22 protein-coding genes and 1 riboswitch are annotated in these 26,729 nt (G+C 65.5%); of the genes, 13 read left to right on the top strand and 9 right to left on the bottom strand.

The window, feature by feature from the left end; genetic code table 11:
• Window positions 1–23 precede the first annotated feature (23 nt).
• A complete protein-coding gene (locus AUL31_RS19900) occupies window positions 24–668 on the bottom strand; it encodes a histidine phosphatase family protein (RefSeq protein ID WP_073469028.1) in 645 nt (214 codons plus the stop codon).
• Here AUL31_RS19900 and AUL31_RS05275 point away from each other — a divergent pair.
• Window positions 667–1,671: an NAD-dependent epimerase/dehydratase family protein gene (locus AUL31_RS05275; RefSeq protein WP_060602931.1), complete on the top strand. Its 1,005-nt coding sequence runs from the start codon at window positions 667–669 to the stop codon at window positions 1,669–1,671. The genes AUL31_RS19900 and AUL31_RS05275 overlap by 2 nt on opposite strands.
• Here the strand turns inward: AUL31_RS05275 and AUL31_RS05280 are convergent.
• From AUL31_RS05280 to AUL31_RS05300, 5 genes are all read right to left on the bottom strand, one after another.
• Window positions 1,662–3,002 carry a UDP-glucose dehydrogenase family protein gene (locus AUL31_RS05280; RefSeq protein ID WP_060602450.1) on the bottom strand — a complete coding sequence of 447 codons (1,341 nt, stop codon included), beginning with the start codon at window positions 3,000–3,002 and terminating at the stop codon, window positions 1,662–1,664. The genes AUL31_RS05275 and AUL31_RS05280 overlap by 10 nt on opposite strands.
• 111 nt (window positions 3,003–3,113) lie before the next feature.
• A complete protein-coding gene (locus AUL31_RS05285) occupies window positions 3,114–4,352 on the bottom strand; it encodes an adenylate/guanylate cyclase domain-containing protein (protein ID WP_060602452.1) in 1,239 nt (412 codons plus the stop codon).
• Window positions 4,349–5,224: an MBL fold metallo-hydrolase gene (locus AUL31_RS05290; RefSeq protein ID WP_060602457.1), complete on the bottom strand. Its 876-nt coding sequence runs from the start codon at window positions 5,222–5,224 to the stop codon at window positions 4,349–4,351. The genes AUL31_RS05285 and AUL31_RS05290 overlap by 4 nt, the downstream gene beginning before the upstream one ends.
• A gap of 10 nt (window positions 5,225–5,234) precedes the next feature.
• Complete coding sequence (locus AUL31_RS05295) at window positions 5,235–5,702, bottom strand: cyclic nucleotide-binding domain-containing protein (protein ID WP_060602461.1); 468 nt, start codon at window positions 5,700–5,702, stop codon at window positions 5,235–5,237.
• Entirely contained in the window at window positions 5,699–8,440 is a 2,742-nt protein-coding gene (locus AUL31_RS05300; protein ID WP_073469030.1) for an ABC transporter transmembrane domain-containing protein, read from the bottom strand. Before AUL31_RS05300 ends, AUL31_RS05295 begins: the two co-directional genes overlap by 4 nt.
• 135 nt (window positions 8,441–8,575) lie before the next feature.
• On the opposite strand from AUL31_RS05300, the gene AUL31_RS05305 reads away from it, so the two are divergent.
• The 5 genes from AUL31_RS05305 to AUL31_RS05325 all read left to right on the top strand — a co-directional run bounded on the left by AUL31_RS05305 (window position 8,576) and on the right by AUL31_RS05325 (window position 14,099).
• The gene (locus tag AUL31_RS05305; RefSeq protein WP_159439789.1) at window positions 8,576–9,646 is read left to right on the top strand and encodes a glycosyltransferase family 4 protein; all 1,071 of its coding nucleotides are present in this window, start codon (window positions 8,576–8,578) and stop codon (window positions 9,644–9,646) included.
• Window positions 9,634–11,511, top strand: coding sequence for a glycosyltransferase (locus AUL31_RS20580; protein WP_060602472.1), 1,878 nt, complete (start codon window positions 9,634–9,636; stop codon window positions 11,509–11,511). The genes AUL31_RS05305 and AUL31_RS20580 overlap by 13 nt, the downstream gene beginning before the upstream one ends.
• On the top strand, window positions 11,508–12,842 hold the full coding sequence (locus AUL31_RS05315) for a nucleotide sugar dehydrogenase (protein WP_060602475.1): 1,335 nt from the start codon (window positions 11,508–11,510) through the stop codon (window positions 12,840–12,842). The genes AUL31_RS20580 and AUL31_RS05315 overlap by 4 nt, the downstream gene beginning before the upstream one ends.
• A 29-nt stretch (window positions 12,843–12,871) precedes the next feature.
• Window positions 12,872–13,744 carry a glutathione-dependent disulfide-bond oxidoreductase gene (yghU, locus tag AUL31_RS05320; protein ID WP_060602478.1) on the top strand — a complete coding sequence of 291 codons (873 nt, stop codon included), beginning with the start codon at window positions 12,872–12,874 and terminating at the stop codon, window positions 13,742–13,744.
• 145 nt (window positions 13,745–13,889) lie between these two features.
• The gene (locus AUL31_RS05325) at window positions 13,890–14,099 is read left to right on the top strand and encodes a hypothetical protein (protein ID WP_039194021.1); all 210 of its coding nucleotides are present in this window, start codon (window positions 13,890–13,892) and stop codon (window positions 14,097–14,099) included.
• Here the strand turns inward: AUL31_RS05325 and AUL31_RS05330 are convergent.
• Together AUL31_RS05330 and AUL31_RS05335 are read right to left on the bottom strand one after the other, a co-directional pair.
• Entirely contained in the window at window positions 14,072–15,313 is a 1,242-nt protein-coding gene (locus AUL31_RS05330) for a glycosyltransferase family 4 protein (RefSeq protein WP_060602482.1), read from the bottom strand. The genes AUL31_RS05325 and AUL31_RS05330 overlap by 28 nt on opposite strands.
• 7 nt (window positions 15,314–15,320) lie before the next feature.
• On the bottom strand, window positions 15,321–16,577 hold the full coding sequence (locus tag AUL31_RS05335) for a glycosyltransferase family protein (RefSeq protein WP_060602485.1): 1,257 nt from the start codon (window positions 16,575–16,577) through the stop codon (window positions 15,321–15,323).
• A 122-nt stretch (window positions 16,578–16,699) separates the two neighbouring features.
• Window positions 16,700–16,896: riboswitch (cobalamin riboswitch) on the top strand.
• A gap of 46 nt (window positions 16,897–16,942) precedes the next feature.
• Here AUL31_RS05335 and AUL31_RS05340 point away from each other — a divergent pair.
• From AUL31_RS05340 to AUL31_RS05355, 4 genes are all read left to right on the top strand, one after another.
• Window positions 16,943–18,880 carry a TonB-dependent receptor plug domain-containing protein gene (locus AUL31_RS05340; RefSeq protein WP_060602487.1) on the top strand — a complete coding sequence of 646 codons (1,938 nt, stop codon included), beginning with the start codon at window positions 16,943–16,945 and terminating at the stop codon, window positions 18,878–18,880.
• A 51-nt stretch (window positions 18,881–18,931) separates the two neighbouring features.
• Window positions 18,932–19,840, top strand: a complete 909-nt coding sequence (locus AUL31_RS05345) for a 3'-5' exonuclease (protein ID WP_060602492.1) — start codon at window positions 18,932–18,934, stop codon at window positions 19,838–19,840.
• Window positions 19,841–19,864: 24 nt separating this feature from the next.
• Window positions 19,865–21,388: an argininosuccinate lyase gene (locus tag AUL31_RS05350; RefSeq protein WP_082646799.1), complete on the top strand. Its 1,524-nt coding sequence runs from the start codon at window positions 19,865–19,867 to the stop codon at window positions 21,386–21,388.
• A 165-nt stretch (window positions 21,389–21,553) separates the two neighbouring features.
• On the top strand, window positions 21,554–21,862 hold the full coding sequence (locus AUL31_RS05355; protein WP_060602494.1) for a GNAT family N-acetyltransferase: 309 nt from the start codon (window positions 21,554–21,556) through the stop codon (window positions 21,860–21,862).
• A gap of 43 nt (window positions 21,863–21,905) precedes the next feature.
• Here AUL31_RS05355 and AUL31_RS05360 read toward each other — a convergent pair whose 3' ends face one another.
• Entirely contained in the window at window positions 21,906–23,270 is a 1,365-nt protein-coding gene (locus AUL31_RS05360) for an MFS transporter (RefSeq protein ID WP_082646800.1), read from the bottom strand.
• A gap of 290 nt (window positions 23,271–23,560) precedes the next feature.
• Between AUL31_RS05360 and AUL31_RS05365 the strand changes: the two genes are divergently transcribed.
• The 3 genes from AUL31_RS05365 to AUL31_RS05375 are packed head-to-tail and all read left to right on the top strand — an operon-like array spanning window position 23,561 to window position 26,719.
• Window positions 23,561–24,673, top strand: a complete 1,113-nt coding sequence (locus AUL31_RS05365; protein ID WP_060602497.1) for a BMP family ABC transporter substrate-binding protein — start codon at window positions 23,561–23,563, stop codon at window positions 24,671–24,673.
• A gap of 28 nt (window positions 24,674–24,701) precedes the next feature.
• Window positions 24,702–25,799, top strand: coding sequence for an ABC transporter permease (locus tag AUL31_RS05370; protein WP_244489327.1), 1,098 nt, complete (start codon window positions 24,702–24,704; stop codon window positions 25,797–25,799).
• The gene (locus tag AUL31_RS05375; RefSeq protein WP_060602502.1) at window positions 25,796–26,719 is read left to right on the top strand and encodes an ABC transporter permease; all 924 of its coding nucleotides are present in this window, start codon (window positions 25,796–25,798) and stop codon (window positions 26,717–26,719) included. The genes AUL31_RS05370 and AUL31_RS05375 overlap by 4 nt, the downstream gene beginning before the upstream one ends.
• Window positions 26,720–26,729 lie beyond the last annotated feature (10 nt).

Consider the following 26,729-nt stretch of genomic DNA (forward strand, 5'->3'; position numbering starts at 1 on the left):
TCGGCGATCCAGCATAGCGCGCTTCAGTTGCGCATATCCACACTGTCTGGTTGCAGGTACAGAACGCCCTCCTGCCATTCCAGGATCAGCGCGTGGCCCTCTGCCGGAAAGCGGATCGGCGGCTTGCCCACCATGTCCCAGCCCGTCGCCAGGGCCAGCAGCGCGCGCATGACGCCCTTGTGCGTCACGATGACGGCGTCGGAGGTTGCTTCGGACAAGACCGCCAAGGCGCGCGCGCCGGCTTCGCGCGGCGTTTCGCCGCCCGGTGGCCGGAAATCGAGGCCGGCGGCCTCGCGGCGGGCAAACTCCGCGCCGCCTTCGGCGCGCATGGCGGCAAGCGTTGCCCCTTCGAGCGTTCCCCAGTCCATCTCCACCAGCCTGTCGTCGACAAGGGGCGACAGGCCCATCGCGCGTGCCGTGTCTAGGCAGCGCCGCAATGGGCTGCTGAAACAGGGGACGTGGCGAAAGCTTGCCGGCACCTGCCAGGCCCGGGCGCGTTCCACCCCTTCGGGCGACAGCGGACAATCGGTCCGGCCCTGTATACGGCCCGCCGCATTCCAGGCGGTGGGGGCGTGGCGCAAAACCAGAAAGCGACGGCGCCGCCCTATGCCTTTGTTCGTGGCCGCGCTATCGGGAAGCATCGCCACCATCCGCGCGGGACCGTTCATGCGTATTCTCATCACCGGTTGCGCCGGTTTCATCGGGTTCCATCTGGCCCGCCGGCTGCTGGACGCGGGGCACGCGGTGACGGGGCTCGACAATCTGTCGCCCTATTACGACCCCGCGCTGAAACGCGCCCGGCTGGCCGAGATCGAAGGCCGCAACGGCTTTCGCTTCGTCGACTTGGATGTCGAGAACGCGGCGGAGCTTGTTTCGCTTTTCGAGATGGAGCAGCCCGAAATCGTCTTCCATCTGGCGGCGCAGGCCGGGGTGCGGCACTCGCTCTCGCATCCGCAGGCCTATGTGGGGGCCAACATCGTCGGCACGTTCAACATGCTGGAAGCCTGTCGCGCCCATACGCCCGCGCATCTGGTGCTCGCATCCACCAGCAGCATCTACGGCGCCAGCACGACCATGCCCTTCGACGAGCGCGTCCGGACCGCCGAGCCGCTCACCATCTATGCCGCCAGCAAGGGCGCGGGCGAGCTGATGGCGCATTCCTATGCCCATCTGTATGCCATACCCACCACGGCGGTACGCTTCTTCACCGTTTACGGGCCGTGGGGGCGTCCCGACATGGCCTATTACATCTTCGCCCGGCGCATCCTGTCCGGCGAGCCGCTGGAGATCAACAATAACGGCTGCAGTCTGCGGGACTTCACCTACATAGACGACCTCGTAGAGGCGATGGCCCGCCTGATGGACGCCGTCCCCGGTGCGGAGGGCCGCGTCGAAGGCGATACGCTGAGCGCTGTCGCGCCCTATCGCGTCGTCAATGCGGGCGGAGGCCAGCCGGTGGGGCTGATGGACTTCGTCGCAGAAATCGAGAAGGCGGCCGGCGTGACGGCGCAGAAGCTGTATCGTGCGCTGCCGGCGGGCGATTCCGATGCCACTTTTGCCGATACGCGGCTGCTCCGCAGCCTGACCGGGTACGCACCGCAAACGCCGATTGCGGATGGCATCCCGAAATTCGTCGAATGGTATCGCGCGCAAGGTTTCCGCTACGCCTGACGCTGCAGGGGCAGGGCGCTTGCCGCCGGGCCGCGTCCCACCCCATGGTGGATCAGCCCGTGCTCGGCCATCGCCGCATGGCTGTAGACGTTGCGCAGGTCGATGAAGACATTGCCGCGCATGCGGGTCGACAGGGCTGCCAGATCAAGCGCGCGGTAGGCGTTCCACTCTGTCACCAGAACCACCGCGTCGGCGCCTTTTGCCGCCTCGTAGGCATCCTCCACCAGCCGTACGCCCGGCAACAGGGCGCGCGCATTGTCCATGGCGCGCGGGTCGGTTGCCGTAACCTCCGCCCCTGCGGCCTGCAGGGCCTGCGCAAGATGGATGGACGGGGCTTCGCGCATGTCGTCGGTATTCGGCTTGAAGGACAGGCCCAGCAGCGCCACGCGCAGGCCCTCCACGCTGCCGCCGAAGGCATGGGCGACGCGGGCGGCAAGCCCTTCCTTGCGCGCCAGATTGCCCGCAACGGTGGCCTCCACGAGCGCCAGCGGCGTGCCATGGGCGCGCGCCGTTTCCAGAAGCGCCTGCGTATCCTTGGGGAAGCACGAGCCGCCATAGCCGGGGCCGGCATGCAGGAACTTCGGGCCGATCCTGTTGTCCAGCCCGATGCCGCGCGCAACCTCCTGCACGTCCGCACCAATCCTCTCGCACAGATCGGCCATTTCGTTGATGAACTCGATCTTCATCGCCAGAAAGGCGTTGCCGGCATATTTCACCAGCTCGGCATCGCGCCGGCCGGTGAACAGAAGCGGCGCCCGGTTGATCGACAGCGGGCCGTAGACGGCCTCCAAGACCGCCCGTCCGTGCGCGTCTTCGGTGCCGACGACGATCCGGTCCGGGCGGCAGAAATCCTCGATGGCCGCGCCCTGGCGCAGGAACTCCGGGTTGGAAACAACGGAAACGGGGCGTGCCGGCGCCAGACGGGACAGTTGAACGGCGATCCTGTCTCCGGTGCCCACCGGCACGGTGGACTTGGTGGCCACGACCGCGCCCGGCTTGAGATGCCGGGCAATGCCTTCAACCGCTGCTTCCACGAAGCTGATGTCAGCATGGCCGTCGCCGCGCCTGGAAGGGGTGCCGACCGCAATGAAGACGACATCGGCGTCTGCAACCGACGCTTGCATATCCTGTGAGAATCGCAGGCGGCCGGCGGAAACGTTGGTTGCCACGAGCTGGTCCAGCCCGGGCTCGAAGATCGGCATGATGCCGGCTTCCAGCGCCTGGATGCGTGCGGAATCCCGGTCGACGGCGGTCACGTCATGTCCGAAATCCGCAAGGCATGCGCCGGAAACGAGCCCGACGTAACCACAACCGATCATAGCTATGCGCATGACTGCCCACCTTTCTGCCGGATCATAGGCAGGCAAACCATAAGTCGCGTCAATTGCAGTTGTATGATGCCGGCGGGCTACGGTCCGTTTCCGAAACGGCGACGAGAGAGCTCAACCGGTGGTGGTTCGCTCCGGCACGAGCGCGAATAACGGGACGGAGTCGCGGAAGCCGCGCAACGGCACAGGCCCCATGGCTTGCCATCGCTGCGGGGCGGCCTGGGCGATCTCTTCGGTGGCCAAGACGCGAACGCGCAGGGTCTTCGTCATCTTTTCCATGCGCTCGACCTCGTTGGCGCTGGGGCCGATGACCGAAAAGGACAGGCGTTGGCGAATGCCGATATTGCCGAGCCGGACTTCGCCGACACACATGGCGATGCCGAAGTGGATGGGCGGCTGGCCCTTGGTGATGCGCCTTGCATTGACGTGCTCTGCCACCTCGAGGGCGGCGTCCGCGGCCTGCATGCCCAGAAGCGATGCCTGGCTTTCGCTGAAGGCGGCTTCCGAAATCGGAAAGATCGCCATGACGGCATCGCCGATAAAGGCGAGGATTTCCCCGCCGGCCTCCACCACGGCGCGTCCCGTGCTGTCGAAGTAGTCGTTCAGCAATGCCAGATAGGGCTCGCTGCCCATCGATTCAGCCAGCGCGGTGGAATCGCGCAGGTCCGAATACCAGATCAGGGCTCGCACCTGGCTGCCGCTACCCAAGGTTATGCGCCCGCCCAGCACCTCGCGCGCGATGGTGGGGCCGAGATAGGTGTTGGCGACGCCGAAGATCAGACGGGGCAGCGCCAGCGACTTGCACACCATGGCGACATAGCGCTGGATATGCTCCAGAAGCTCGGCGGCGTCGTCCGAAAAACCGGCCGGATCCTTTGTCGCCCAGGCGACGTAGAGCCCGAAATCGAGGTCCGAACTGCCCTGCCGCAGCATGGAGCCGTCGGCGAAGAGTTGCGTCCGCAGGGCAACGAAGTCCACGAAAGCCTCGGCGCGCAACTCGTCGTACAGTGGAAATGTCGGGTTGGGGGTCGGTCCGTCGAGCCGCGCGCGCAGAAGGTTGGAGCCATTCTCCAGCATCCATTTGACGGTGCTCTGCTGCCAGGCCGTATCGTCCACGCGCTCGCGGTCGAAGCGTTGGCTGGTGACGCCGAATTCGGTCGTCCACAGCAATGTCTCGGCTTCGAACAGGGGGTGAAGCGTCGGCCAGGTCAGCCGGCAGCGGTCGACCGGTACGCCCAGCGCCGTCAGGCGGCGTGCCAGTTCGGGCACCACCGATTTCAGCGGCGCATCGGCCAGCATCTCGCCGACCATCCATTCGCCCAGCTCGTGCAGGCTTTTGCGGTCGATGCTCATGCGGATGCGCCAGTGCGGGCGGGAAGTTCGAACACCTGCCCGATGCGTGCCGCCGTCGTGCCGGGGAAGACCGCGCGGCAGGCTGCTTCCGTTTCGCGCAGGACGGCGTCTGAATGCTTGAACGAGTGATGGAAAAGCACGAGCTGGCCAACGCCGGCCCGCTTGCAAAGGCGTACCCCTTCCTCGTGCGAGGAATGGCCGTAGCCGCGAAAGCGCTCCATCTCGGCATCCGAATACGTCGTGTCGTAGACCAGAAGATCGGCATTCCGGACGAAGTCGGTGAGCGCCTCGTCGACGGTGCCGGGCGTGTGTTCATGGTCGGTGGCATAGACGAGGCAGCGCCCCCCATGCTCGATGCGATAGGCGACGGCGCCGTTGGGGTGGGTCAGCCTGTAGGTGGCGATCGTGGTGCGCGGCGTCGGTTGCAGCCTGTCCCCCGGCTTGAAGGTCATGAAGCTCAGCCGCGCTTTCAGCGCCTCGATGCCGACGGGGTGGAAGGGCGCGCGCATGAAGTCGCGTACAAGCGCCTCGCACGAGGCGCCATCCAACATGTGCCCTGCATGGATGCGGACCGAGGCTGCCGGATCGTACATCGGCATGAAGTAGGGCAGGCCGATGATGTGGTCGTAATGCATGTGGCCGAAGAACAGGTCCACGTCGTTCCAGCCGTCGGCCGCCAAGGCCCGTCCGCATTCCACGATGCCCGAACCGGCATCGAACACAAGCGGCCGGCCGTCGGCCTCCACCAGCACGCAGCAGCTACGGGCGCCGAATTCGCTTGGGTCGTCAGGCGCGGAGGGGATCGTTCCGCGCGCACCGAATATGGTGAGGCGCAATCCGTCGAAGGCCCCGATCCGCTGTCTGGATGTCATGGTACCTGCTTTACATGTCCGGCCGCTCGCCTTCGCCGCGCAGCATCACCAGCTCGGCGGACGTGCGGGACAGGCGCTGCGCCAGCTCGCGCAGCATGGCAAGCGCCATGCCGGGGAAGCTTTCCAGCATCTCGGCAAGGCAGTCCTTGGCGATGCGCAGGGTGCGCAGCGACGTTGCCGCCTGCACCGTGGCGGTGCGGGAGACGTCGCACAGAATGCCGATTTCTCCGACGATCTCATGCTGCCCAAGGCGGGCAAGCTGGATAGGGCCGATGGGCGACTCTGCCAGCACGACAACCTCTCCGGACAGGATCACATAGGCGCTGTCGCCAGGGTCTCCCTGTCGAAACAGGACTTCCCCGGCGTCGAAGCGGACCATCTCGCCGGTATAGGCAAGCAGCTTCAACTGCGGCGTTTCCACGCCGGCAAACATGGGGCTGCGTCGAAGAACTTCGACTTCGTCCGTCAACAGGCTCATGGGGTGGCTCCCCTTGCTTGACGCGGCTCTCCGCGTAGGGCCTCTACTGGAGATTGGCCCAATGCCGCATCCTCGGCAAGGGCCTTGTCCTCCACCACGCGTCCGCCCTTGAAGCTTATCAGCCGCTCGAACTGGCTGGTGACGGCAAGGTTGCCGACCACCCAGAATACGCCGAAGGGCCGCTTGGCGTCACGGCCGCGCGCCAAGGTGGCCTGAACGATCTTCTGCTGCAGATTGCCGTCCAGCGAAGACAGGCAGCGGTTGGCGACAAGGTAGTCCGGCGCCTTCAGGATGGCGCGCGCCAGCGACAGGCGCTGCTGCTGGCTGACCGTCAGTCGCTTGGCGCCCGACCCGATGTCGAAATCCAGCGCCGCTTCCAGCACGATGTCCGACAGGCCGTTGCCATTGATGACGTCGACCAGGATTTCATCCAGCGCGTCGCTCGTGGCGGACGTAACCTCGCCGACGCGGCCGAACACGATATTGTCGCGGATCGTGGCCGACGGGTTGAACTCGCCCGGCTCGTAAAGATCCACCTCCGCCAGCAGCGTTTCCGACGCCCCCGCATGCAGCGCGCGGCGCGCCTCGATGATGCGCTGCTTCAAGCCGGCATCGAGAAGGCCCAGCCTGTAGCGCGGTTCGGCATAGCCGAGCGCCAGCCGGATGAGCTGTCGCCGGTCGTCCAGCTCGGCCGCCCCGGTGGGGCGCCCTTCGATGCGCGCAAGGAGGGCGCGGAGCGCCTCGATTTCTTCGGCAGAGCCGATGGACATGCGCCGGAACAAGGGGTTGCCTTCGCCCATTCCACCGAACACCTCCACCAGCGTCTCGGCCATCTTGCGCCCCATTTCGGCCAATGGGGCATCGAGACCCGTGGACAGGATGATGTCGCGCACCTCGGACAGTGCGATAAGCTGGACGGCCATGGATTCTTCGCCGCGCATCGCGCCGAAGACGATGTTTTCGATGATGGTCGCATCGGAAAGAAAGGCATCCGGCGTGAAAAGCTGGACCGCCTTGGCAAGCCCACGCTCCTGCAGCCGCGCGCTGAAATCGGCGCGGGCCCGCAGAATGGGCCCTTCCGCAGCGGACACAAGCGCGTCCGGCACGGTCGAGCCGAGGCCGATGCGCTTGATGTCGCGCGTCAACTGCGTGATGTCCAGAACCTCCCTGATCGCGGCCAGCCTTTCCTCGTGGCTGGCGCCGATGGCGGTATGGTCCACCCAATCGCCTTCGGGCGTCTCCACACTGTTGCCCGATGCGATGGATTCGGCGCGCGCAAGCTGCTCTCGTCGGCTGACGGCCGGTGGGAGCTTGTCTTCCAGCCGGTGCATCAGCGGGTAGAAGAGGGCGGCCCTGAGGCTGGATTGCGGGAAGTAGGTCGTGGTGTCGACAAAGGCGATGCGCCGTCCGGTGATGCGCTCCGGCAGGTCCGCCAGGGCCCGTCCGCCATCGGTGACCGCGCCTTCCGAAGGCTGCGACAGGAGCGCCAGGGCCTCGGCCACGCTTTCCGCGCCGTCGCCGACAGGGCCGGTTGCCGCGACCTGCTGGGTCAGCGGCAGGGCAAGGTCGATGGCGGTGGCCAGCGAGATGCCGGTTTCGTCGCGGATGGTTACGCCCTCAAGGCGCAGGGGGCCGGTAAGGTGCGGTACCTCTCCGTCGACCTGCGCCTGCGAGCGCGGGTTCAAAAGCCCGTCCACATAGAACTGGTCCATCACCTGTTCGTATTTGACGTTGACGTCCAGACGCGTCAGGTCCCAGTCGATCAGGTCTTTCAGCGGTGAGGGAAGCTCGCGGTAGGCGGCAATGGTGGCCACCAGCGCACCGATGTCCATCTGCCCCGTAATGGCGAAATAGCCGCCGAACAGATAGAAGATGAACGGGGTGGCCTGTGACAGGAAGTTATTGAGAAATTTGACGAAAAACTTCCACTGGTAGATATCGAAGCGGATCAGGAAGATGTGTCCCAATTCGTCGGAGATGCGGGCCCGCACGAAGTTGGACACGTCGTTGGTGCGGATGGCCGGCATGCCCTCCACGATTTCGCCCACGGTGCCGGCAAGGCGCCGTGCGGCAAGCTGGCGTTGCCTGCCGAGTATCAGCAGCCGGCGGCGCATGCGTGGAATCACCACAACCTGCAGGCCCATCACGGCCAGCGCCACGAGACCTAGCGTGAAGCTCTGGACGAAGATGAACACCATCGCCGTCAGGATCTGGCTCATCAGGTAGATCGGCTGGATGACGGCATCGCCGATGAAGCCGCCGATCGGCTCCAACTCGTCCTTGACCATGCTGGCGATCTCGGCCGGGCGTACCCGCCGCAGCCGCCGCATGGGGAAGCGCAGCACCCGGTCCACCATCTCGAAGCGCAGACGACGCAGCATCCGCTCGCCCAGCCGGCCCTTGTAGATGTTCAGATAGTATTTGAACGCGCCATTGACGATGACGAGGCCCAGGAACAGCGCCGACAGGATGTAGAGCGCCTCCAGCCGCTCCAGCTCCAGGCCGGAGTAGACATCCGCCCCGCCGAAGGAGGGCAGGAAATCCGGCAGGCTCCAGCGGAAATAGGTATCGGTACTGCCATTCTCGAAGCCCGAGCCCTGAATGGGGCCGTTGATGATGAGCTTGGGCAGGTTGAGCGACAGATAAAGCGGCACCACCGAAACGATGACGATCACCAGCATCCAGAGCTGCTGGCGTTTCGTGTGCTTCCATAGGTAGCTGTAAAGGGATGGCGCCATGAACGGTTCGTTACCTGCCGAGCTGCCTTGCCAACGCTAGCAGCGGAGAAGTACGACAGGTAGTGGTTTCTTGTGCGAAGTGCGAGCATGCGTTTATCAGCGTCTCGAAACGGTCCGGTCGCCTTTCATGCACCAATGAAGGATCCGGACCATCCGGTGCCCTCGGGCGACCGGACCATGGCGCGCCTGTGGCTGCGTGCGCTGGAGCTGGCCGGGGCATCGCCCGTGCTGGCGACCAGCTTTTGCAGCCGCGACGGTGTCGGCGCGGCCGATGCGCAGGACGACATCTTGGCCGGTGCCGAGCGTGAGGTGCAGCGCCTCGTGGCCGGGCCGGCCCCTGCCGTCTGGTTCACCTATCACAATTACTACAAGGCGCCGGACCTGATCGGCCCCCGCATCGCTGCCCATTTCGGCATTCCCTACGTGATTGCCGAAGGCTCCAGCGCCGGCAAGCGGGGCAGTGGGCGATATGCGCGCTTCTCGGCCTTGGCGGACGAGGCCAACCGTGCCGCCGATCTTCATCTGATGCTGAACGGCCAAGACCGCGCCGGGCTGGAGGCCGTCGGCGCGCGGGACATTCTTGCCCTCCCGCCCTTCATCGAGACGTCGCAATGGCCGTGCAGGGCCGGCTGGCACATCGCAACACCGGTTCGGCTGGCCGCTGCAGCCATGATGCGGCCGGGCGACAAGCTTGCCTCCTATGGCCTGCTGGCCGAAGCGCTGCGGCATGTGCCGGACGGCTGGCATCTTGAGATCGCCGGTGACGGGCCCGCGCGAGCGCAGGTCGAGGACCTGTTCCGGCCATTCGGCGACAGGGTGGCTTTTCTGGGCCAGGGGGACGCCGCCATGCTCGGCGCACTGTACCGCCGGAGCGACCTTATGGTCTGGCCCGGCGTCAACGAAGCCTTCGGCATGGCCTATCTGGAGGCCGCCGCCAGCGGCTGTCCCAGCCTTGCCATGGCGTATGGCGGCGTCGGGGAAGTGGTTGCCGACGGCGTGAGCGGCCATCTCGTCACTTCCGGCGACACGGCCGCCTATGCGCAAACCCTTAGTCAACTTTTGTCTCACCCGGCGCGGTTGGCCGCGCTTGGGCGCGGCGCGGCACAGTTGGCGCGCCGTCGCCACGACATCCAGGCCGCCGCATCGCTGGTGTCGGATTGCCTGCAACGCTTTGCGGGGCATGGGAGCCGGTCTTGCGTGTCCTGATTGCCGTTACCCACCTTCTCGGCGTCGGACATCTCGCGCGGGCGGCCGCCCTTGCCGAAGCCTTCGCCGATGCAGGGCATGACGTGCTGCTGGTGTCGGGCGGCCGGCCGCACCCCCACCACCTGCCGGGAAAGGGCGTGCGGACCGCACAATTGCCGGCAGTCCACGCCCTGGGCGCGGACTTCGTGAACCTGCGCGATGATAAGGACGAGCCCGTTACCCCGGCCTATCTGGAAGACCGCGCCAGACACCTCGTACGATACGCCGCCGACTTCAAGCCGGACTGCATCGTAACCGAGACATTTCCTTTCGGCCGCAATGCGTTGCGGCGAGAATTTCAGGCTTTGCTTGATTATGTGGACGGTGCTCTGCCTCGTCCCGTGCTGCTGGCCTCGATCCGCGATATCCTGAACCCTCCATCGAAGCCGCGAAAGGCGGAACGCGCGGAAGCCTGCATCGTAGAGCATTACGATGGAGTGCTGGTGCACGGCGATGCCGCACGGACACCCTTGTCCCGCTCCTGGCCGGTCAGTGACCGGCTGGAGCCCTTCCTTTCCTATACGGGATACGTCGCAAGAGCGCGCAAAGCGGCGGCTGCGACCGGTGAAGACGGCGCAATACTGGTTTCGGGCGGCGGCAGTGCGGCGGCGTTGCCGCTGTTCCGTGCTGCCATCGAGGCGGCGCACGCCGCGCCGGACCTTGCCTGGCATATCCTTGTCGGGGCCGGCGTCAGCGAAGGCGACATGCAGGGTCTTGTGGCCGGCGCACCGTCCAATGCGCGGGTCGAGCGGGCGCGGCCGGATTTCCCGGCGCTGCTGGCTGCGGCCCGACTGTCCGTCAGTCAGGCCGGGTACAATACGGCCGCCGATCTGGCCGCTGCCGGAACGCCGGCCGTTCTGGTGCCATTCGAAGACGGGGGCGAGCAGGAGCAACGTTTGCGTGCCGAAGCCTTGGCCGCGGATGGCGTCGCCATGCTGCTGGATGCTGCGGGCTTGAATGGCCAAGCCCTTCTGGCCTGCGTGCGCACAGGCCTTGTGGAGCTGCCACGCAGGGCGCCAGGTGCGCCGCCGGACGGCGCCCGGCAGTCGGTGCGGATCGCCGAGGTGGCGGTGCATGGGCGCGATGCGGCGGAGGCGTCTTTTGCGGCTTTGTCGGGCAGGCTCGATGCCCTCCATGCGCAAGGGGGCGTCATGGACGTCTGGTGGCGCGACGATGACGCGGCCGACGATACGCCGCAGCTCCGCCGCCTGCTGGCCCTGCGGCAAAGGCACGATGTGCCGCTGGCGCTGGCCGTCAGTCCCTTCCTGATCCAGCCGGCTTTGCCGCAGCTTTTGCGGGGCGAGGCCGGGGTCGATGTGCTGATGCATGGCCTGGAGCATCGCAATAATGCGCCGGCCGGCGCAAAGCGGCAGGAGCTGGGTTATGCGCCGGCGGATACATTCGTGGCGCCGCTTTCGGAAGGGCTCGCCCACCACCGCGACGCCTTCGGCGACAAGGCCCTGCCGGTCATGGTTCCGCCCTGGAACAGGATCGACCAGAACATTATCACGGCGCTCCATGATATTGGTTTCGAAGGTCTTTCGACATTCGGCCTTCGCGCGTCGGCGCAGCTTGCCGGGCTTTGCGTGCACAATACCCATATAGACCCGGTGGATTGGCTCGGGGGCAAGCGGCTGGGCGATCCGGCATCGCTTGCCTCGCAGGTAGCGGCACTGGCCGAAGCGGGCGAACCGGTGGGACTTCTGACCCATCATCTCATTCATGACGGAGCGACATGGCGCTTCGTCGACAGGTTGCTGGCCCTTTTGGCCGGGCACCCCGCCGTGCGGTTTCGCCCGGCGCACGGCCTATGGAGCAGGCGATGACGGATAGTGCGGGTGCGCTTGCGCAGGCTCTGAAAGCGCGCCGCGCGACAGTGGGCATCATCGGGCTCGGCTATGTCGGACTGCCCTTGGCGCTGGCCATGTGCCGGGCGGGCTTTCCGGTGCTCGGCTTCGACATAAACCCGGACCGTGTCGCGCTTCTGAACCGGGGTGAAAGCGGCTTCACGCATATTCCCGGCGAAGCGCTCGGCGAGGCGTTGAGCGAGGGACGCTTCGAAGCGACGGTAGACTTTGCCAGAGCGGGCGAGGCGGACGCGATCCTGATCTGCGTGCCCACCCCGCTGACGCGCCACCGCGAGCCGGACCTGTCTTTCGTCGAACAGTCGGTCCGCCAGATCACGAAATCGCTGCGGCCGGGCCAGTTGATCGTGCTGGAATCCACCACATGGCCCGGAACGACGCTCGAGCTGGTCAAGCCCATTCTCGAAAAGGGCGGCATGCTGTCGGGGCAGGACTTCTTCCTGGCCTTCTCGCCGGAGCGGGAAGACCCCGGCAACCGGGATTACGGAACGCGCGATATACCGAAGGTGGTGGGTGGCGACGGGCCGGAGGCGCTGCGGCTGGCAAGCGCCCTGTACGGGGCGGCGATGCAGTCGGTGGTGCCGGTTTCCTCGCCGGGCGTGGCGGAAGCGGTCAAGCTGACGGAGAACATCTTCCGCTCGGTCAATATCGCCCTGATGAACGAGCTCAAGCTCGTCTACGGCGCAATGGGCATCGACATCTGGGAAGTGATCGAGGCCGCGAAGACCAAGCCCTTCGGATTCATGCCCTTTTATCCCGGCCCCGGGCTCGGCGGGCACTGCATCCCCATCGACCCCTTCTACCTGACGTGGAAGGCACGGGAATACGAGATCGCCACCCGGTTCATCGAACTGGCCGGAGAGATCAACACCGATATGCCGCGCCATGTGGTGCGGGCCACCGCCGAGGCGCTGGACAGGCATTTCGGGCGCGGCCTCAACGGCGCGTCGATCCTGGTGCTCGGGGTCGCCTACAAGCGCGACGTGGAGGATACGCGCGAAAGCGCATCGCTGCGCCTGATCGACCTTCTGGAAGAGCGCGGCGCGCGTGTCGATTATCACGATCCGCATGTCCCGGTGTTGCCGAAGACGCGGGAGCATCCCCATCTTGCGGGGCGCGCCTCAAGGTTGCTCAACGATCACGGCATCGCGTCCTATGACGCTGTGCTTGTGGCGACAGACCATGGCGGCATCGATTATGCGCGGATCGCCTCGGTGATGAAGCTGGGCATCGATACGCGGAACGCCTTTGAAAAGGCCGGCGCGGACATGAGCCGCGTCGTCAAGGCCTGAAGACCGACGAACGGAAGGACGATAAAGCAATGAGCGACGAAAACGCCGGATATATCCCGCCCGAGGTCTGGAGCCCGCCCGCCGGGGACGCGGGGCGCTGGTCGTCCATCAATCGCCCCACCGCCGGCGCGCGCCACGAGGCCGAGCTTCCGCGCGGCAGCCATGCCTTGCAGCTCTACTCCCTTGCAACGCCCAACGGCCAGAAGGCTGGCATCATGCTGGAAGAGCTGCTGGCCGCCGGCGAAAGCGGTGCCGAATACGACGCCTGGATGATCGATATCGGCAAGGGAGACCAGTTTTCCAGCGGCTTCGTTGCGGTAAATCCCAACTCCAAAATCCCGGCGCTTGTGGACTACATGGGTGAAACACCGGTTCGCGTTTTCGAATCCGGGGCGATCCTGCTGCATCTTGCCGACAAGTTCGGCAAGTTCCTGCCGGCCTTTGGCCCCGAGCGCACCGAGGCGCTGAACTGGCTGTTCTGGCTGCAGGGTTCGGCGCCGTTCATCGGCGGGGGCTTCGGCCATTTCTACGCCTATGCACCTTTCCCCCAGGAATACCCCATCAACCGATACGCCATGGAAACCAAGCGGCTGCTGGATGTCGCCGACAGGCGGCTTGGCGAGGCGCAGTATCTGGGAGGGGAATCCTACACTATTGCCGATATCGCGGCATGGCCGTGGCTGGGTGCACTCATGAACAACGAGGCTTACAAGGCCGGCCGTTTCCTGGGTGTGGACGCCTATACAAATCTGCGCCGCTGGGTGGATGAGATCGGGGCGCGGCCCGGTGTCCAGCGCGGCCGGATCGTGAACAGCAATGACGGCGAAAAGGGGCCGGGATTGCGGGAAAGGCATGCCGCCTCGGATATCGACGCCGTATTGGCCGCACGCGCAAAGCTTTGATCTAAAACGCTTTCCGGGCCTGGTTCAGGCCCGGAAAGGCTCCGCCGCCCGGGGGGCTTGCAATGGTTAAAAAGTGGTGACATATAGCCCGCCGCAAGCAACATCTGGCGATCGAAAAGATACGATGACTGGTTCTGCAACGGTAATGAAAACAGGCTGCCGCCTGGCAATCGGCGCGGGTGTCCTGTGCCTTCTCTTCCTGAAATCGCCTCCGGAAAGCGTCGCCAGCCTGGTGGCCAACGAGCCGATGCGGGCCGAGGTTACGGCCTCCTGCGTGGCTGGCCACCACCGCGCCGACGAGTGCGAGAATGCGCGTCTGGCCGAAGCCTATCTGACCCGCGTTTCCGCCCGCTGATCGACATCGCCTTGCGATAGATGCGCGGCGATCCTGCCGATGCCGGCATCGGCGGAAAAGTCGCCCGTCACACGGGCAAGGGCCGCCGCCCCCAATTGCAAACGCAATGCAGGCTGCCCGATCAGCCGCGACAGCCCCTTGGCCAGCGCCGCCGGGTTGCGTGGCGGCACCAGCAGCCCCTCCACACCATCGGTCACGAATTCGGGCACGCCGGCAAAGTCTGTCGACAGGATGGGCAGGCCCTGCGTGGCCGCCTCCATCAAGACGTTGGGCAGGCCGTCGCGGTCTCCGCCATCGCCTTCGCGGCATGCCAGCACGAACAGGTCGGCCGCGCGCAGCGCCTCGATGACCTGTCCTTGAGGGCGCGCGCCCAACCAGTCGATCCGGCTGGCAAGGCCCAGCCGCTGTGCCGTTTCGGCAAGCGGCTTTGCCAGCTCTCCGCCACCGATCTGCGTCAGGTGCCAGTTCAGCCCGGCGGGCAGCAAGGCAAGAGCCTGCAACAGATCGTCATAGCCCTTCTTGGCCACCAGACGCCCGATGCTGACCAGTTTGACCGGAGCGCCTTGTCCGTTGCCGCCGCCTTCGCGCACGGGCGGCGCCGGAAAGCGACCAAGATCCAGCCCGTGATAGACAAGGCGCACGCGGCCCTTGTCGCCGTCCGGTGACAGGCGCACCAGCTCGTCGTGGCCCTGCCGCGTGCAGGTGGTGCCCCAGATGCTGTCGGCGATCTTTTCGCGCTTTTCCCAGTCCGGCGTCGTCCAGATATCCTTGGCATGCGCGGAAAAGCTGAAGGGCAGTCGGCGAAGCTGCGCCGCGTAGCGGGCGACGGAAGCGGGCGTATGCAGGAAATGCGCGTAGATCAGCGTGATCTCCGGCGCCAGTTCCCGTGCCAGAACCGCTGCCTGTCCTATGCGCCGCATCCGGTTGGGGCTCGGGTCTCGGCGAAGGTCGGCAAGCGCCGTGCGGACAAAGCCGCCAAAGCCCTTCTGGCGTGGCAAAGCCAGCACGCCGCGCAAGACGCGCAGCGGATCGTCTTTCAGATACTCGGGCAGGTAGGCGACAGGCGCCACGATCTGCTCGTGCATCGGATGGCGCGCGCGGTCCGTCGGGCGGCGCAGCGACCAGATGTCCAGGCGAAAGCCCAGGCGCTCAAGCCCCAGTATTTCCTGCGCGATGAAGGTTTCCGAAAGCCGTGGATAGCCCTTCAGGACCACGGCGATCCTACCGACTTGCGGTTCGGGCCGTTTCTTCAGAGGGGCTGGAGAACCAGCCTCGCACCGTTGCGTCGATCGTATCGAGTCCATCAAGCAGCCTTGGCAGGGTCTTTTCCGAAGGTTTCGGGCGTCCGGGTAGGGCGCGGATGGCTTCTGCCATCAGATGCGGGTTGCGGTGGGCGCCGTCTTCCAGCCCGGCACCGTCCAGGCACGAGATGAGTCCCAGTTCGGCGGCGCGCTCGGCGCGGATGGTCTGTTCCATGCGCGGCGTGCGGCGCGGCACGATGACGGATCGTTTGTCGAAGGACAGGATCTCGCAGAAGGTGTTGTAGCCACCCATGGCGATGACGCCTTCGGAGTTGGCGATCAAATGCTCGATCCGGGAATCGAAGGTGATCGCCTCCACGTCGGGCAGGCGGGCCACACGCTCCATGAAGGCGGCGCGCTGCTCGGGCGGCACGAAGGGGCCGAACACGATCAAAGCGCCGAGGGGCAGGGACCGGTCGGCCTCGTAGGCCGAAAGGGTCCAGTCGATCAGCCCTTCGCCGTCGCCACCACCGCCCGTCGTAACGAGCACATAGGGTTTGCGCATGATGGATGGGTAGGCCGCCGTCGCGGAAACCTGGGGCAGGTCGCGCCGGAGATAGCCGGTATAGATGATCTCGTTCTGCAGCCGCTCGGGCAGCGCGAAGGGAGCCAGCGGCTCGTGGATTTCGGGAAGGCCGTAGACCCAGACGTTGTCGTAGAAGGCAGACAGCGCCTCGGTGGCGCCCTTGCGCTCCCATTCGGGCACGATCACCGCGGCATCGTCCAGAACGTCGCGCAGGCCCAGCACGATGCGCGCGCCCGTCGCCTTCAGGTGTTCCAGCGTCGGCAGCAACTCGTCGCGGAAGCCGGCGGGCTCCTTGTCGACGATGATGAGGTCGGGGTTCAGGCTGCGCGCCGTCGCCATGATGACGGAGCGGCGGATCTGCACGGTCTCGTCCAGCGACAGGCGCAGATTGGAGGTTGTGTACCCGCCATTCGGCAGCTTCACCACGCCCGGCACGCGTACGTAGTCGACGCCGTCTTCGAAGTCGAAGCGGCCGATGATGGGAGAGCCGGAAATGATGACGATCGAGGCGTCGTCCATCGACCCGGCCAGCCGGTTGGCGATGGCGCGGCAGCGCCGAAGATGGCCGAGGCCGAACGTGTCGTGGCTGTAGATCAGGATTCTCGGTCCGCCACGCCCCGTCGGACGGTCTTGCCGAAAATGTTGCGCCATCCTTGCACTCCGCGCTGACCGGACCGGCCCCTAACCTCCTTGTTACAGTTGCGTTGCTGCAGCACAACCGGAAAGTCGGTCCACCCTTGCCCTGTGGATGCTTGTGGGGCTGGCGTGCCGTCTCTATTGTCCCACGCGACGGTGCCCCGCAAGGGGCTTCAAAGGGAACGCAGTGCGCCATCCGGCCATGCTGCGGCTGCCCCCGCAACTGTAGGCGGAGACTGCCTTGCCATCATGCCACTGGGGCCACGCGCCCCGGGAAGGCGGCACGGCGGAAAGACCCGCGAGCCAGGAGACCTGCCGTCAGCCGTGGTTGCACGCGAACATGTCGGGCGGGGTGCCTCGACAGGGTTGGACCTCGTTCGATGCAACCGGAAAACGATCGTAACGAGGTTGCCTTGTCCATCCGCCTTGCCGCCTGCCTGACAGGCTCGGCCCTTCTCGCCATTTCGTCCGCCGCCAGGGCGCAGTCCACCATGCTGCCGGCGGCAATCGCACTGGACCCCGTCATCGTCACGGCCAACCGCACGTCGACGCCGGCGCGCGCCGTCGGCAGCGCCGTCACCGTCATCGACAGGGCCGAACTGGAGCGGCGGCAGGTGCGCTTCGTGGCCGATGCGTTGCGCACGGTTCCGGGGGTGGGGCTGAGCCGCACGGGCGGCGCGGGCGGCCTGACGCAGGTTCGCCTGCGCGGGGCCGAGGGCAACCAGACGCTGGTGCTCATCGACGGCATCGAGGTGAACGACCCCGCCAGTGGCGGCGAGTACGATTTCGCCAACCTGCTTGCCGACGATGTGGAGCGGATCGAGGTGCTGCGCGGTCCGCAGAGTGCGCTTTTTGGGTCGGACGCCATCGGCGGCGTCATCAACATCGTCACCCGCAAGGGCGAAGGCAAGACGTCCGCCTCGGCCCGGATGGAAGGCGGAAGCCTGGGCACCGCCAGTGGGCTCGTTTCCATCGGCGGCGCTGCGGGCAACGCCGACTTCTTCGGCAGCCTGGGCGGCTACCGCACGGATGGCGAATCGAGCGCGTCGCAATGGCGCGGCAACCCCGAGCGCGACGGCTACGACAACGTCACGGGCTTCGCCAAGTTCGGCTTCGATGCCACCGAGGATCTGCGGTTCGACATGGTTGGCCGTGTGACGGACTATCGGGCCGACGCGGATGGATTTGCCGACGGCCTGCCGGCCGACGCGGACGCCGCGACACGCGGCCGGCAGATGTACGGACGTGTGCAGGCGCGGCTGGATACGCTGGATGGGCGCTGGCAGCATGTGGCCGGCATCAGCCGCAGCCATTCGACGCTGCGCTATCTTACCAATGGCGTGCGCACCGACGCGTATGTCGGCGACCGGACCAAGGTGGATTATCAGTCCAACGTCTTTATCACGCAGGAGGCTGCGCGGCTGGACCATACGTTCACCGTCCTTGCCGAACACGAGGAAGAATCCGCCGATGTGGACGGTGCCTACTCCAGCTTCGACCGCTCGACCGGCCAGACCGGTCTGGTGGGCCAGTATCAACTCGGTATCGCGGACGCGCTCTTCCTAACCGGGGCGGTCCGCCACGATATGAACGATCGTTTCGCCGACGCAACCACATGGCGCGGCACCGCGGCCTACGATTTGTCGCGGACCGGCACCAAACTGCGCGGCTCGTACGGCACCGGTATCAAGAACCCGTCCTTGTTCGAACTGTTCGGCTATGACGGCACCTATCGCGGCAACCCCGGCCTGAAACCGGAAAGGGCAAAGGGCTGGGACATCGGCGTGGACCAGTGGATCGTGCGCGATGCGCTGTCGGTGGAAGCGACCTATTTCGACCAGCGCATCACCGACCTGATCCAGGGTGCGGGCACCACGTCCATCAATTTGGACGGCACTTCCAGCATCCATGGCATCGAGCTGGGGGCGACGGCTTACCTTATGGATGGGCTGACCGTGCGCGCGGCCTACACCTTCCTCGATGGGGAAGATGCGGACGGCATCACCCTGGCGCGCCGGCCGGAAAACGTCGCCAGCCTCGACATAGGCTACAGTTTCCTGGACGGTGCGGCGGCGCTCAACCTCGGCATCGTCTATACCGGCGGACAGCAGGATATCGCCTTCGATGCCTTCTACAACCAGTCACGCGTCGAGCTCGACTCCTATACGCTGGTGAACCTGGCCGGATCGTATCGCTTCAACGACCACGCGGAAGCCTTCGCCCGGGTCGAAAACCTGTTCGACGAGCGCTACGAGGATGTCTACGGCTATGGCGGCATGGGGCGTCTGGCCGTCGCCGGCGTGAAGCTCAGCTTTTGACGCAGCCCATCCTTGCGGGTAGTTGATGTTTGACGCACGCAGGAATTTCGCATGGACCAACTCGATCTGTTCAGCTTCGACGAAGAGGAGCGCATGGCGCGCCGGCTGGAGGCGACGGGCCGGTTCCGCATTCTGCGCAAGCTCATGCCGCGCCCTGTGGTGGCGCGCGAAGATAGCTCGTTTCCTCATGTCGCCCTGCTGATCGACACCGAAACGACCGGCCTTCGCCATGGCATAGACGAAGTGATCGAGGTGGGGGCCGTTGCCTTCACCTATGATGACCATGGCACGATCGGCGACGTCGTCGGCGTGTTCGGCGGCCTGCAGCAGCCCTCCGTGCCGATTCCGCCCGAGATCACGCAACTGACGGGTATCACCGATGCCATGGTGGCGGGGCAGCAGATCGACCTTGCCGCCCTGGAGCGGCTGACCGACACGGCGGACCTTGTGATCGCCCATAATGCCGCCTTCGACCGGCGTTTCTGCGAGGGGTTGTCCGCCTGCTTCGAAGTCAAGGCATGGGCCTGCTCGCATGCCGAGATCCCCTGGCGCGACCTCGGTTTCGAGGGCAGCAAGCTGTCCTATCTTCTGTCGCAATGCGGCCTGTTCCACGATGGCCATCGCGCGGTGGATGATTGCCACGCGCTTCTGGAAGTGCTGGCGCGCCCTGCCGGGGCGGATGGGCGCAGCGCCTTCGCCCATCTTCTGGACTCCAGCGGCCGCACCCGCCGGCGCATCTATGCCGAGCATACTCCCTTCGACCTGAAGGATGTCTTGAAGCGTCGCGGCTATCGCTGGTCCGATGGCAGCGACGGCCGCCCGAAATGCTGGTGGGTCGAGGTCGACGAGGGGGCCTACGATTCGGAGCTGTCGTTTCTGCGCCAGGAGATCTACCGGCGCGAGGAAGCCGACCCGGTAACCGTCACCCTGACGGCGCTGGACAGGTTCAAGGCCGCCTGAAACGCGGCATCATGGGAGGAAGTCATGGTCGAAGTTTGGGATCGGGGCCTGCGGCCACTGTATGCGCTTGGCTGCGTCACAGGCCTTGCCGCGATACTGTGCGGCCCCGCATCGGCACAGGATGGCGTGCGCGACGAGTTTTTCTGGCTGGGACAGATCAACAAGGCGACCGCCGTCATCAACACCCAGGAAGGCCTGCTCGACAAGGAGAAGACGCCTGGGATCGCAAAGGCGATCGACAGCGTCATCAAGGCCGGTAACGAGCCGGGGGCAAAGCGCCCTGCCACCGTCATTACCTTCGAGCCGCTGCTTATAGAGGAGGGCGGGGTAGAGGTGACGCTGCTGCATGCCGGCCGTTCCAGCCAGGACATGCACGCAACCTACCGGGCGGCCATCCTGCGCGACAGGCTGCTGGACCTTGCCACGCAACTCAATGTCACCTCCCGCACGCTGGTCGATCTTGCGGCCACGCATGCCGACACGATCGTTCCCAACTACACCAATGGTGTCGCGGCACAGCCCAACAGCTATGGCCATTACCTTCTGGGCCACGCCGCCGGCTTCGCACGCGATGCGGACCGCATCCGGGAGGCCTATGCGCGGGTGGACCGCTCTGCCATGGGCACGACGGTACTGAACGGCACGGGCTGGCCGCTGAACCGGCAGCGGATGGCGGATTATCTCGGCTTTGCCGGCGTGGTGGACAATGCCTACGACGCTTCGCAGATCGCATCCATGGATCAGCCGGTGGAGATCGGCTCCATCGTGACCGCGATTGCCCTGCACAGCGGCAATTTCGTCGAAGATGTCATGACCCAGTATGCGCAGACACGGCCATGGATTTTGCTGCAGGAAGGTGGCGGCAACACCTACGTTTCATCGGCGATGCCGCAGAAGCGCAATCCCGGCCTGCTCAACAACACCCGCAGCCAGGCATCGACGGCCATTACGCTGGCCATCGGACCGATGATCCAGGCTCACAACATCACCCCCGGCATGCCCGACCCCAAGGATGTCGAGGCCAATTCGGAGATGGTCGATGCCGGCGTAAAGACGCTTGCCGATCTCGACAAGGTGTTGAAGGCGCTGGTGATCAGCCCGGAGCGCGCGCTGGAAGAGCTCAACGCCGACTGGACCGCCTCGCAGGAAATCGCCGATATACTGATGCGCGATCACGGACTGCCGTTCCGCGAAGGCCACCATGTCGCGTCCGAGATCGTCACCTATGCCAGGGCCGAGGGCATCGGGCCCCTCGACTTTCCCTATGAGAAGGCAAGGAAAATCTACGCGGAAACGGTCAAGGATACCGATTTTGCGCAGGAACTCCCGTTGAGCGAGGCCGAGTTCCGCGCCGCGCTGGACCCCGTCGCCATCGTACGGGGCCGTGCGACGTCCGGAGGTCCGCAGCCGGAAGAGATGAAGCGCATGCTGGACGAAGCGACGGCACGGCTGGATGGGCAGGAAAGCTGGGCTGCCGAGCAGAGGGCCCATATAGACGCCGCCCTCGGCAAGCTGGATGCGGATTTCCAGTCGCTGCTGACCCGGTAGCGACTGCCGGTCGATTGCGGTCAGCGGAAGGTGGGACGGTCCGGCACAAGCAGGCCGTTCCCCGCCATGGGACGCTGCGTAGCGGATCGCGGCTCTTTCCGGGGCCGGGGCGGCTTCATATCTTGGCGGTCAGCACCCGAATTTAGGCAAAGCGAAGGAGACACCATGAGCGAGGATAGGGCTGAGGCCGGGCAGATCGAACGGCAGGATGGGCCCTCCAAGGGGCGGTACGTCCTTGTCGTCGATGGCGTCGAGGCGGAAATGACCTACAGCCGCGCAGGCGAAACGATGATCATCATCGACCATACGGGCGTTCCCGATGCCCTTCGTGGCCGTCATGTGGGGCAGCGGCTGGTGCAACGCGCAGTAGAGGACGCACGCCGCGAGGGAATTACCATCCTGCCGCTATGCCCCTTTGCGAAGGCGCAGATCGCCCGCCATCCGGAGTGGCAGGACGTTCTGCGCAAGTCCTGATCGGGATGCCGCGTCCGGCCCGACGGGCCGGACGCCAACCGGGTCAATGGCGCGGGGCCAGAGCGGGCAGGGGCTCCGCACGCCCGACGACGAAGGCGTAGGAAAACGCGCCGACAAGGGCCATGACCGCCGCCATCAGGAAGGACGGCGTGTAGCTGCCGCCGAACATGTCGAGCAGCCACCCGAACAGGAACGGGCTGATGATGCCCGCAATGTTGGAGGCGAAGTTCTGGATGCCGCCGATGGAGGCGACATGCCTGGAACTGGGCGCGATGTCCGCCGGCAAGGACCAGATGCCGGTGGCTGCGATGGCGAGGCTGCTGTAGGATACCGCCAGAAAGAACAGTGCCGCGGCGAGCGACTCCACCAGCGCCGCAGGCAGGATAGCGGCGCCGCCCAGCATGCCGCCCACCATGACCGTCTTGCGCACCAGCGTCACATCGGCGCCGTTGCGGATCGCCCTGTCGGCCAGAAGGCCGGCGCCCCATGCGGTGACGACGGCGGCAAGGCCCGGCAACATGCCGTACAGGCCGAGTTCTGCGAGGTTCAGCCCACGCGCCGTCCTCAGGTAGCTGGGAAACCAGGTCAGGAAGAAGTAGATCACGAAGTTCAGGCAGAAGAAGCCGATCATCATGCCCCAGACGGTCCGGTAGCGGAACAGATCGCCCCAACGCACGGCAAGCGCCGCTGCGTCATCGTTCTTTTCCGAGCGCCCGCCATTGTCGGCGATGTATTGGAGCTCCAGCGCGTTGGCGCGGGGCTGCTCCTCCGGATCGCGGTAGGTCACGTACCAGACCAGGGCCCAGATAATGCCGACCGCGCCCAGAATGATGAAGGAGTAATGCCATGTGGCGAAAGCCATGATGGCGGTTACGATGGGCAGGGCCAGCACCGTGCCGACGCGCGAGCCGGAATCGATGACGGCCGTGGCGAAGGCGCGCTCGCTGGTGGGAAACCAGCGCGATGCCGCCTTGGTGGATGACGGGTAGGCAGGGGCTTCGCCTGCGCCCAGCATGAAGCGTACCGCGAAAAAGCTCCAGAAGCTGTTGGCCAGCGGCGTGAGCGCGGTGAACACCGACCACCAGACGGCGGCCAGCGAAAAGCTCTTGCGTGCACCCAGCTTGTCCGTCAGCCAGCCGGCCAGCAGCATCATCCCGTCATAGGCCCAGAAGAACGCGCCGAGGATCAGCCCCTTTTCCGTGTTCGTCAGGTTAAGGCCGAGCTCGTCGTCGATGAACGGCAAGGCGACGCTCATATTGGCGCGGTCCAGATAGTTGATCGTCAGGCCGACGAAACACATGAACAATACGAAGTATCGAACCTTGGTTGCGCCGGATGGCGCCTTTCCCCGTGCAGCCGGACGGCGATCGCCTGCGACCGCCCCTTCGGCATCCTTGCTGACCGTCATGTAAAACAAACCTCCGTTTATCGTGAGCAGATGACACCATTTGCTCACGATCTCTTGAGGTTGGCGTTTAGGCGCCGCAGGTTCCGCGAGTCAATCGCTGTTGCTAAGCCGCGCGAATTATCCGCGCGCGGCAGCACATTTATCGACATTCCGCCTATAAAATAGGCATTATGCAATCCGATCAACGGACATGGATGTTCCTAAGTCATTGTTATAGCGACAGTGAGCGGTTTTGGCACGCGCATTGCATGCAATCCTGGGCGAGAGATCGAAACCCGCCGGAGAGCCCCATGTCATCCTTCATCCTCAATCGCCGCCGCCTTCTGACCGCTGCCGGCTCGATGGCGCTGATGCCGGCGCTTGGCCGGATCGCGCCCGCCTTTGCCGCCGACATGACGGTCGGCTTTCTCTATGTCGGGCCGCGCGACGACTTCGGATACAACCAGGCGCATGCCGAGGGCGCCGCAGCGGTGAAGGACATTGCCGGCGTAACGGTGCTGGAAGAAGAGAACGTACCGGAAAGCGACGCCGTCGTGCGGTCGATGCAGTCGATGATCGAGCTGGACGGCGCGCAGCTCCTGTTTCCGACATCCTTCGGTTACTACAAGCCCTTCGTGCTGCAGGCGGCCGAGGCCAACCCCGATGTCCAGTTCCGCCATTGCGGTGGATTGTGGAGCGAGAGCGACCCCACGAACGCCGGCTCGTATTTCGGCTATATCGGCATGGCGCAGTATCTGTCCGGCATCGTTGCCGGGCACCAGACCAAATCGAAGAAGCTCGGCTTCATCGCCGCAAAGCCCATTCCGCAGGTGCTGCTGAACATCAACTCGTTTACCCTTGGTGCGCGCAGCGTCGACCCCTCCATTCAGACCCAGGTGATCTTTACCGGTGACTGGTCGATGCCGGTGAAGGAGGCAGAGGCCGTCAACGCGCTGGCCGACCAGGGCGTGGACGTTATCACCTGCCATGTCGATGGGCCGAAGGTGCTGACGCAGGCCGCCGCCGCGCGCGGCGTCTTCGTCTGCGGCTACCACACCAGCCAGGCGGCGCTGGCGCCGGAGCATTATCTGACCGGCGCGGAGTGGAACTGGGCGAATGTCTACCGATCCTTCGTCGAGAAGGCCATGGCCGGAGAGCCGCTGCCCAACTTCGTACGGGGCGGCCTTGCCGAAGGCTTCGTCAAATCCAGCCCCTACGGCGCAATGGTGGGCGATGCGGCGCGGCGTCAGGCCGACGCCGTGCGCGACGAGATGATGAAGGGCGGCTACGCCATCATCAAGGGTCCGCTGAAGGACAATCGCGGCAACGAGATCGTCGCGGCAGGCACTGACTATCCGGAAACGGCGATCGAGCTGGAAAGCATGGACTATCTGGTCGAAGGCGTCGTCGGCTCGACCTCCTGACGGCAGGGGCACGGCGATGACGAGCATCATGCAGAGCGCGACGGCCGCAAGGCGCGGCTTTGCCTTGCCGGAGCGGCAGGCCGCACGGGTGGAGGCGGTGTTGCTGCCTCTGCTGGCACTCCTGGCCGGGCTGCTTCTGTTCGGCCTGTTCCTGCTGGCCTTCGGCAAATCGCCGATCGAGTTCTACCAACTGGTCTGGCGTGGCGGTTTCGGCACGCAGTTTTCCGTGTCCAATACGCTGCAACGTGCTGCGCCGCTGCTGCTGACGGCCCTGTGCGTGGCCTTACCGGCCCAGCTCGGCTTGATCGTCATCGGCGGCGAGGGCGCCTTCGTGCTGGGCGGCCTTGCCGCCGCCGTCACCGGGGCGGCCCTTTCCGGAATGCCGGCCTTGCCGGCGATTGCCCTGATGGCCACGGCCGGAGCGCTGGCCGGTGGCCTGTGGATCGGCTGCGTCGGCCTGTTGCGCGTGCGGCGTGGCGTGAATGAAACGATCGCCAGCCTGCTCTTTGCCTATATCGCCATCGCGCTGTTCAACCACATGGTGGAAGGGCCGCTGCGCGACCCCGCCAGCCTCAACAAGCCGTCGACCCTGCCTTTGCCTGCCGAGTTCCGCATCGGCGCGATGCCGGGACTGGACGTGCATTGGGGCTTCGTCGTCGGAACGCTGGCCTGCCTTGTTTCGGCATTCGTCATCGGGCGCACGAGCTTCGGTTTTGCGGCGCGCATCGCCGGCGGCAATCCGCGCGCCGCTGCCGTACAGGGCCTGCCCGTCGGACGGCTTATCGTGCTGTTCTGCATGGCGGGCGGGGCAGCGGCCGGCATCGCCGGCATGATCGACGTTGCTGCCATCCACGGAAATGCCAATGCGGCGCTGATTGCCGGCTATGGCTATACCGGCATCCTCGTCGCCTTTCTGGCCCGACAGAACCCGCTTGCCATCATTCCGATGGCCATCCTGATCGGCGGTATCGACGCGGCCGGTGGGCTGGTTCAACGCCGAATGCAGCTTCCCGACGCGACCATGCTGGTGCTTCAGGGCATCCTGTTCATCGCCATGCTGGCCTCCGAAACCCTGTCCGGCCGGCTGGTACCCCGCCGGGCCGCATCCACGGAGGCCGGACGATGAGCGGCGATCTCGGCCTGTGGGGTGTGCTGATTGCGGTTCTTGGCGGCGCAATCCGCGTTTCCACCCCATTCCTGTTCGTCAGTCTCGGCGAATGCGTGACCGAGAAAAGCGGCCGCATCAATCTCGGCCTGGAAGGCACACTCGTCTTCGGGGCCATGGCCGGCTACGGCGGCTCGCTCCTGACGGGTTCGCCCTGGACAGGAGTGCTGGCGGCCGGGCTTGCCGGAACGCTGTTCGGCCTGCTTCACGGCGCTCTATGCTCGCTGCCGCGGGTCAACGACATTGCCGTGGGCATTGCGCTGATGCTTTTCGGCACCGGGCTGGCGTTCTTCCTCGGCAAGCCGCTGATCCAGCCGGCGGCGCCCATGCTGCCATCCATCGACCTCGGCTTCTGGGCCGGCAGCCCGCAACTGCGCGCGGCGCTGCAGGTGAACCCGCTGTTCCTGATCGGTATCGCGCTGGCCTTCGTGATTGCCTTCGTCTTTCGCCGCACGCGGCTGGGTCTGGTGCTGCGCATGGTGGGCGACAGCAGCGACGCCGCCCGGGCGATGGGCTATCCGATCCTGCCGGTGCGCATCGGGGCAACGGCCTTCGGCGGCTTCATGGCCGGCGTCGCCGGCGCCTATCTGTCGCTCTACTACCCCGGAAGCTGGAACGAGGGCATCTCATCCGGCCAGGGGCTGATCGCCGTTGCGCTGGTTATCTTCGCCAGGTGGCGGCCCGTGGCGTGCCTCGGCGCAGCGCTGATCTTCGGCGGCGCCGGGGCGCTGGGCCCGGCGCTTCAGTCCATCGGCGTCACGCAGGGCTACTACCTGTTCTATGCGGCGCCTTACGTGCTCACCCTCGCCATTCTCATCTTCACTTCCTCGCCGGACCGCGCCCTCGACGGCGCCCCGCGCGAACTTTCGATCACCAGATAGGGAGACCAGG

The sequence above is a fragment of the Aureimonas altamirensis genome (assembly GCF_001463885.1).
In the GTDB taxonomy this organism is placed as follows: Bacteria; Pseudomonadota; Alphaproteobacteria; order Rhizobiales; family Rhizobiaceae; genus Aureimonas; species Aureimonas altamirensis.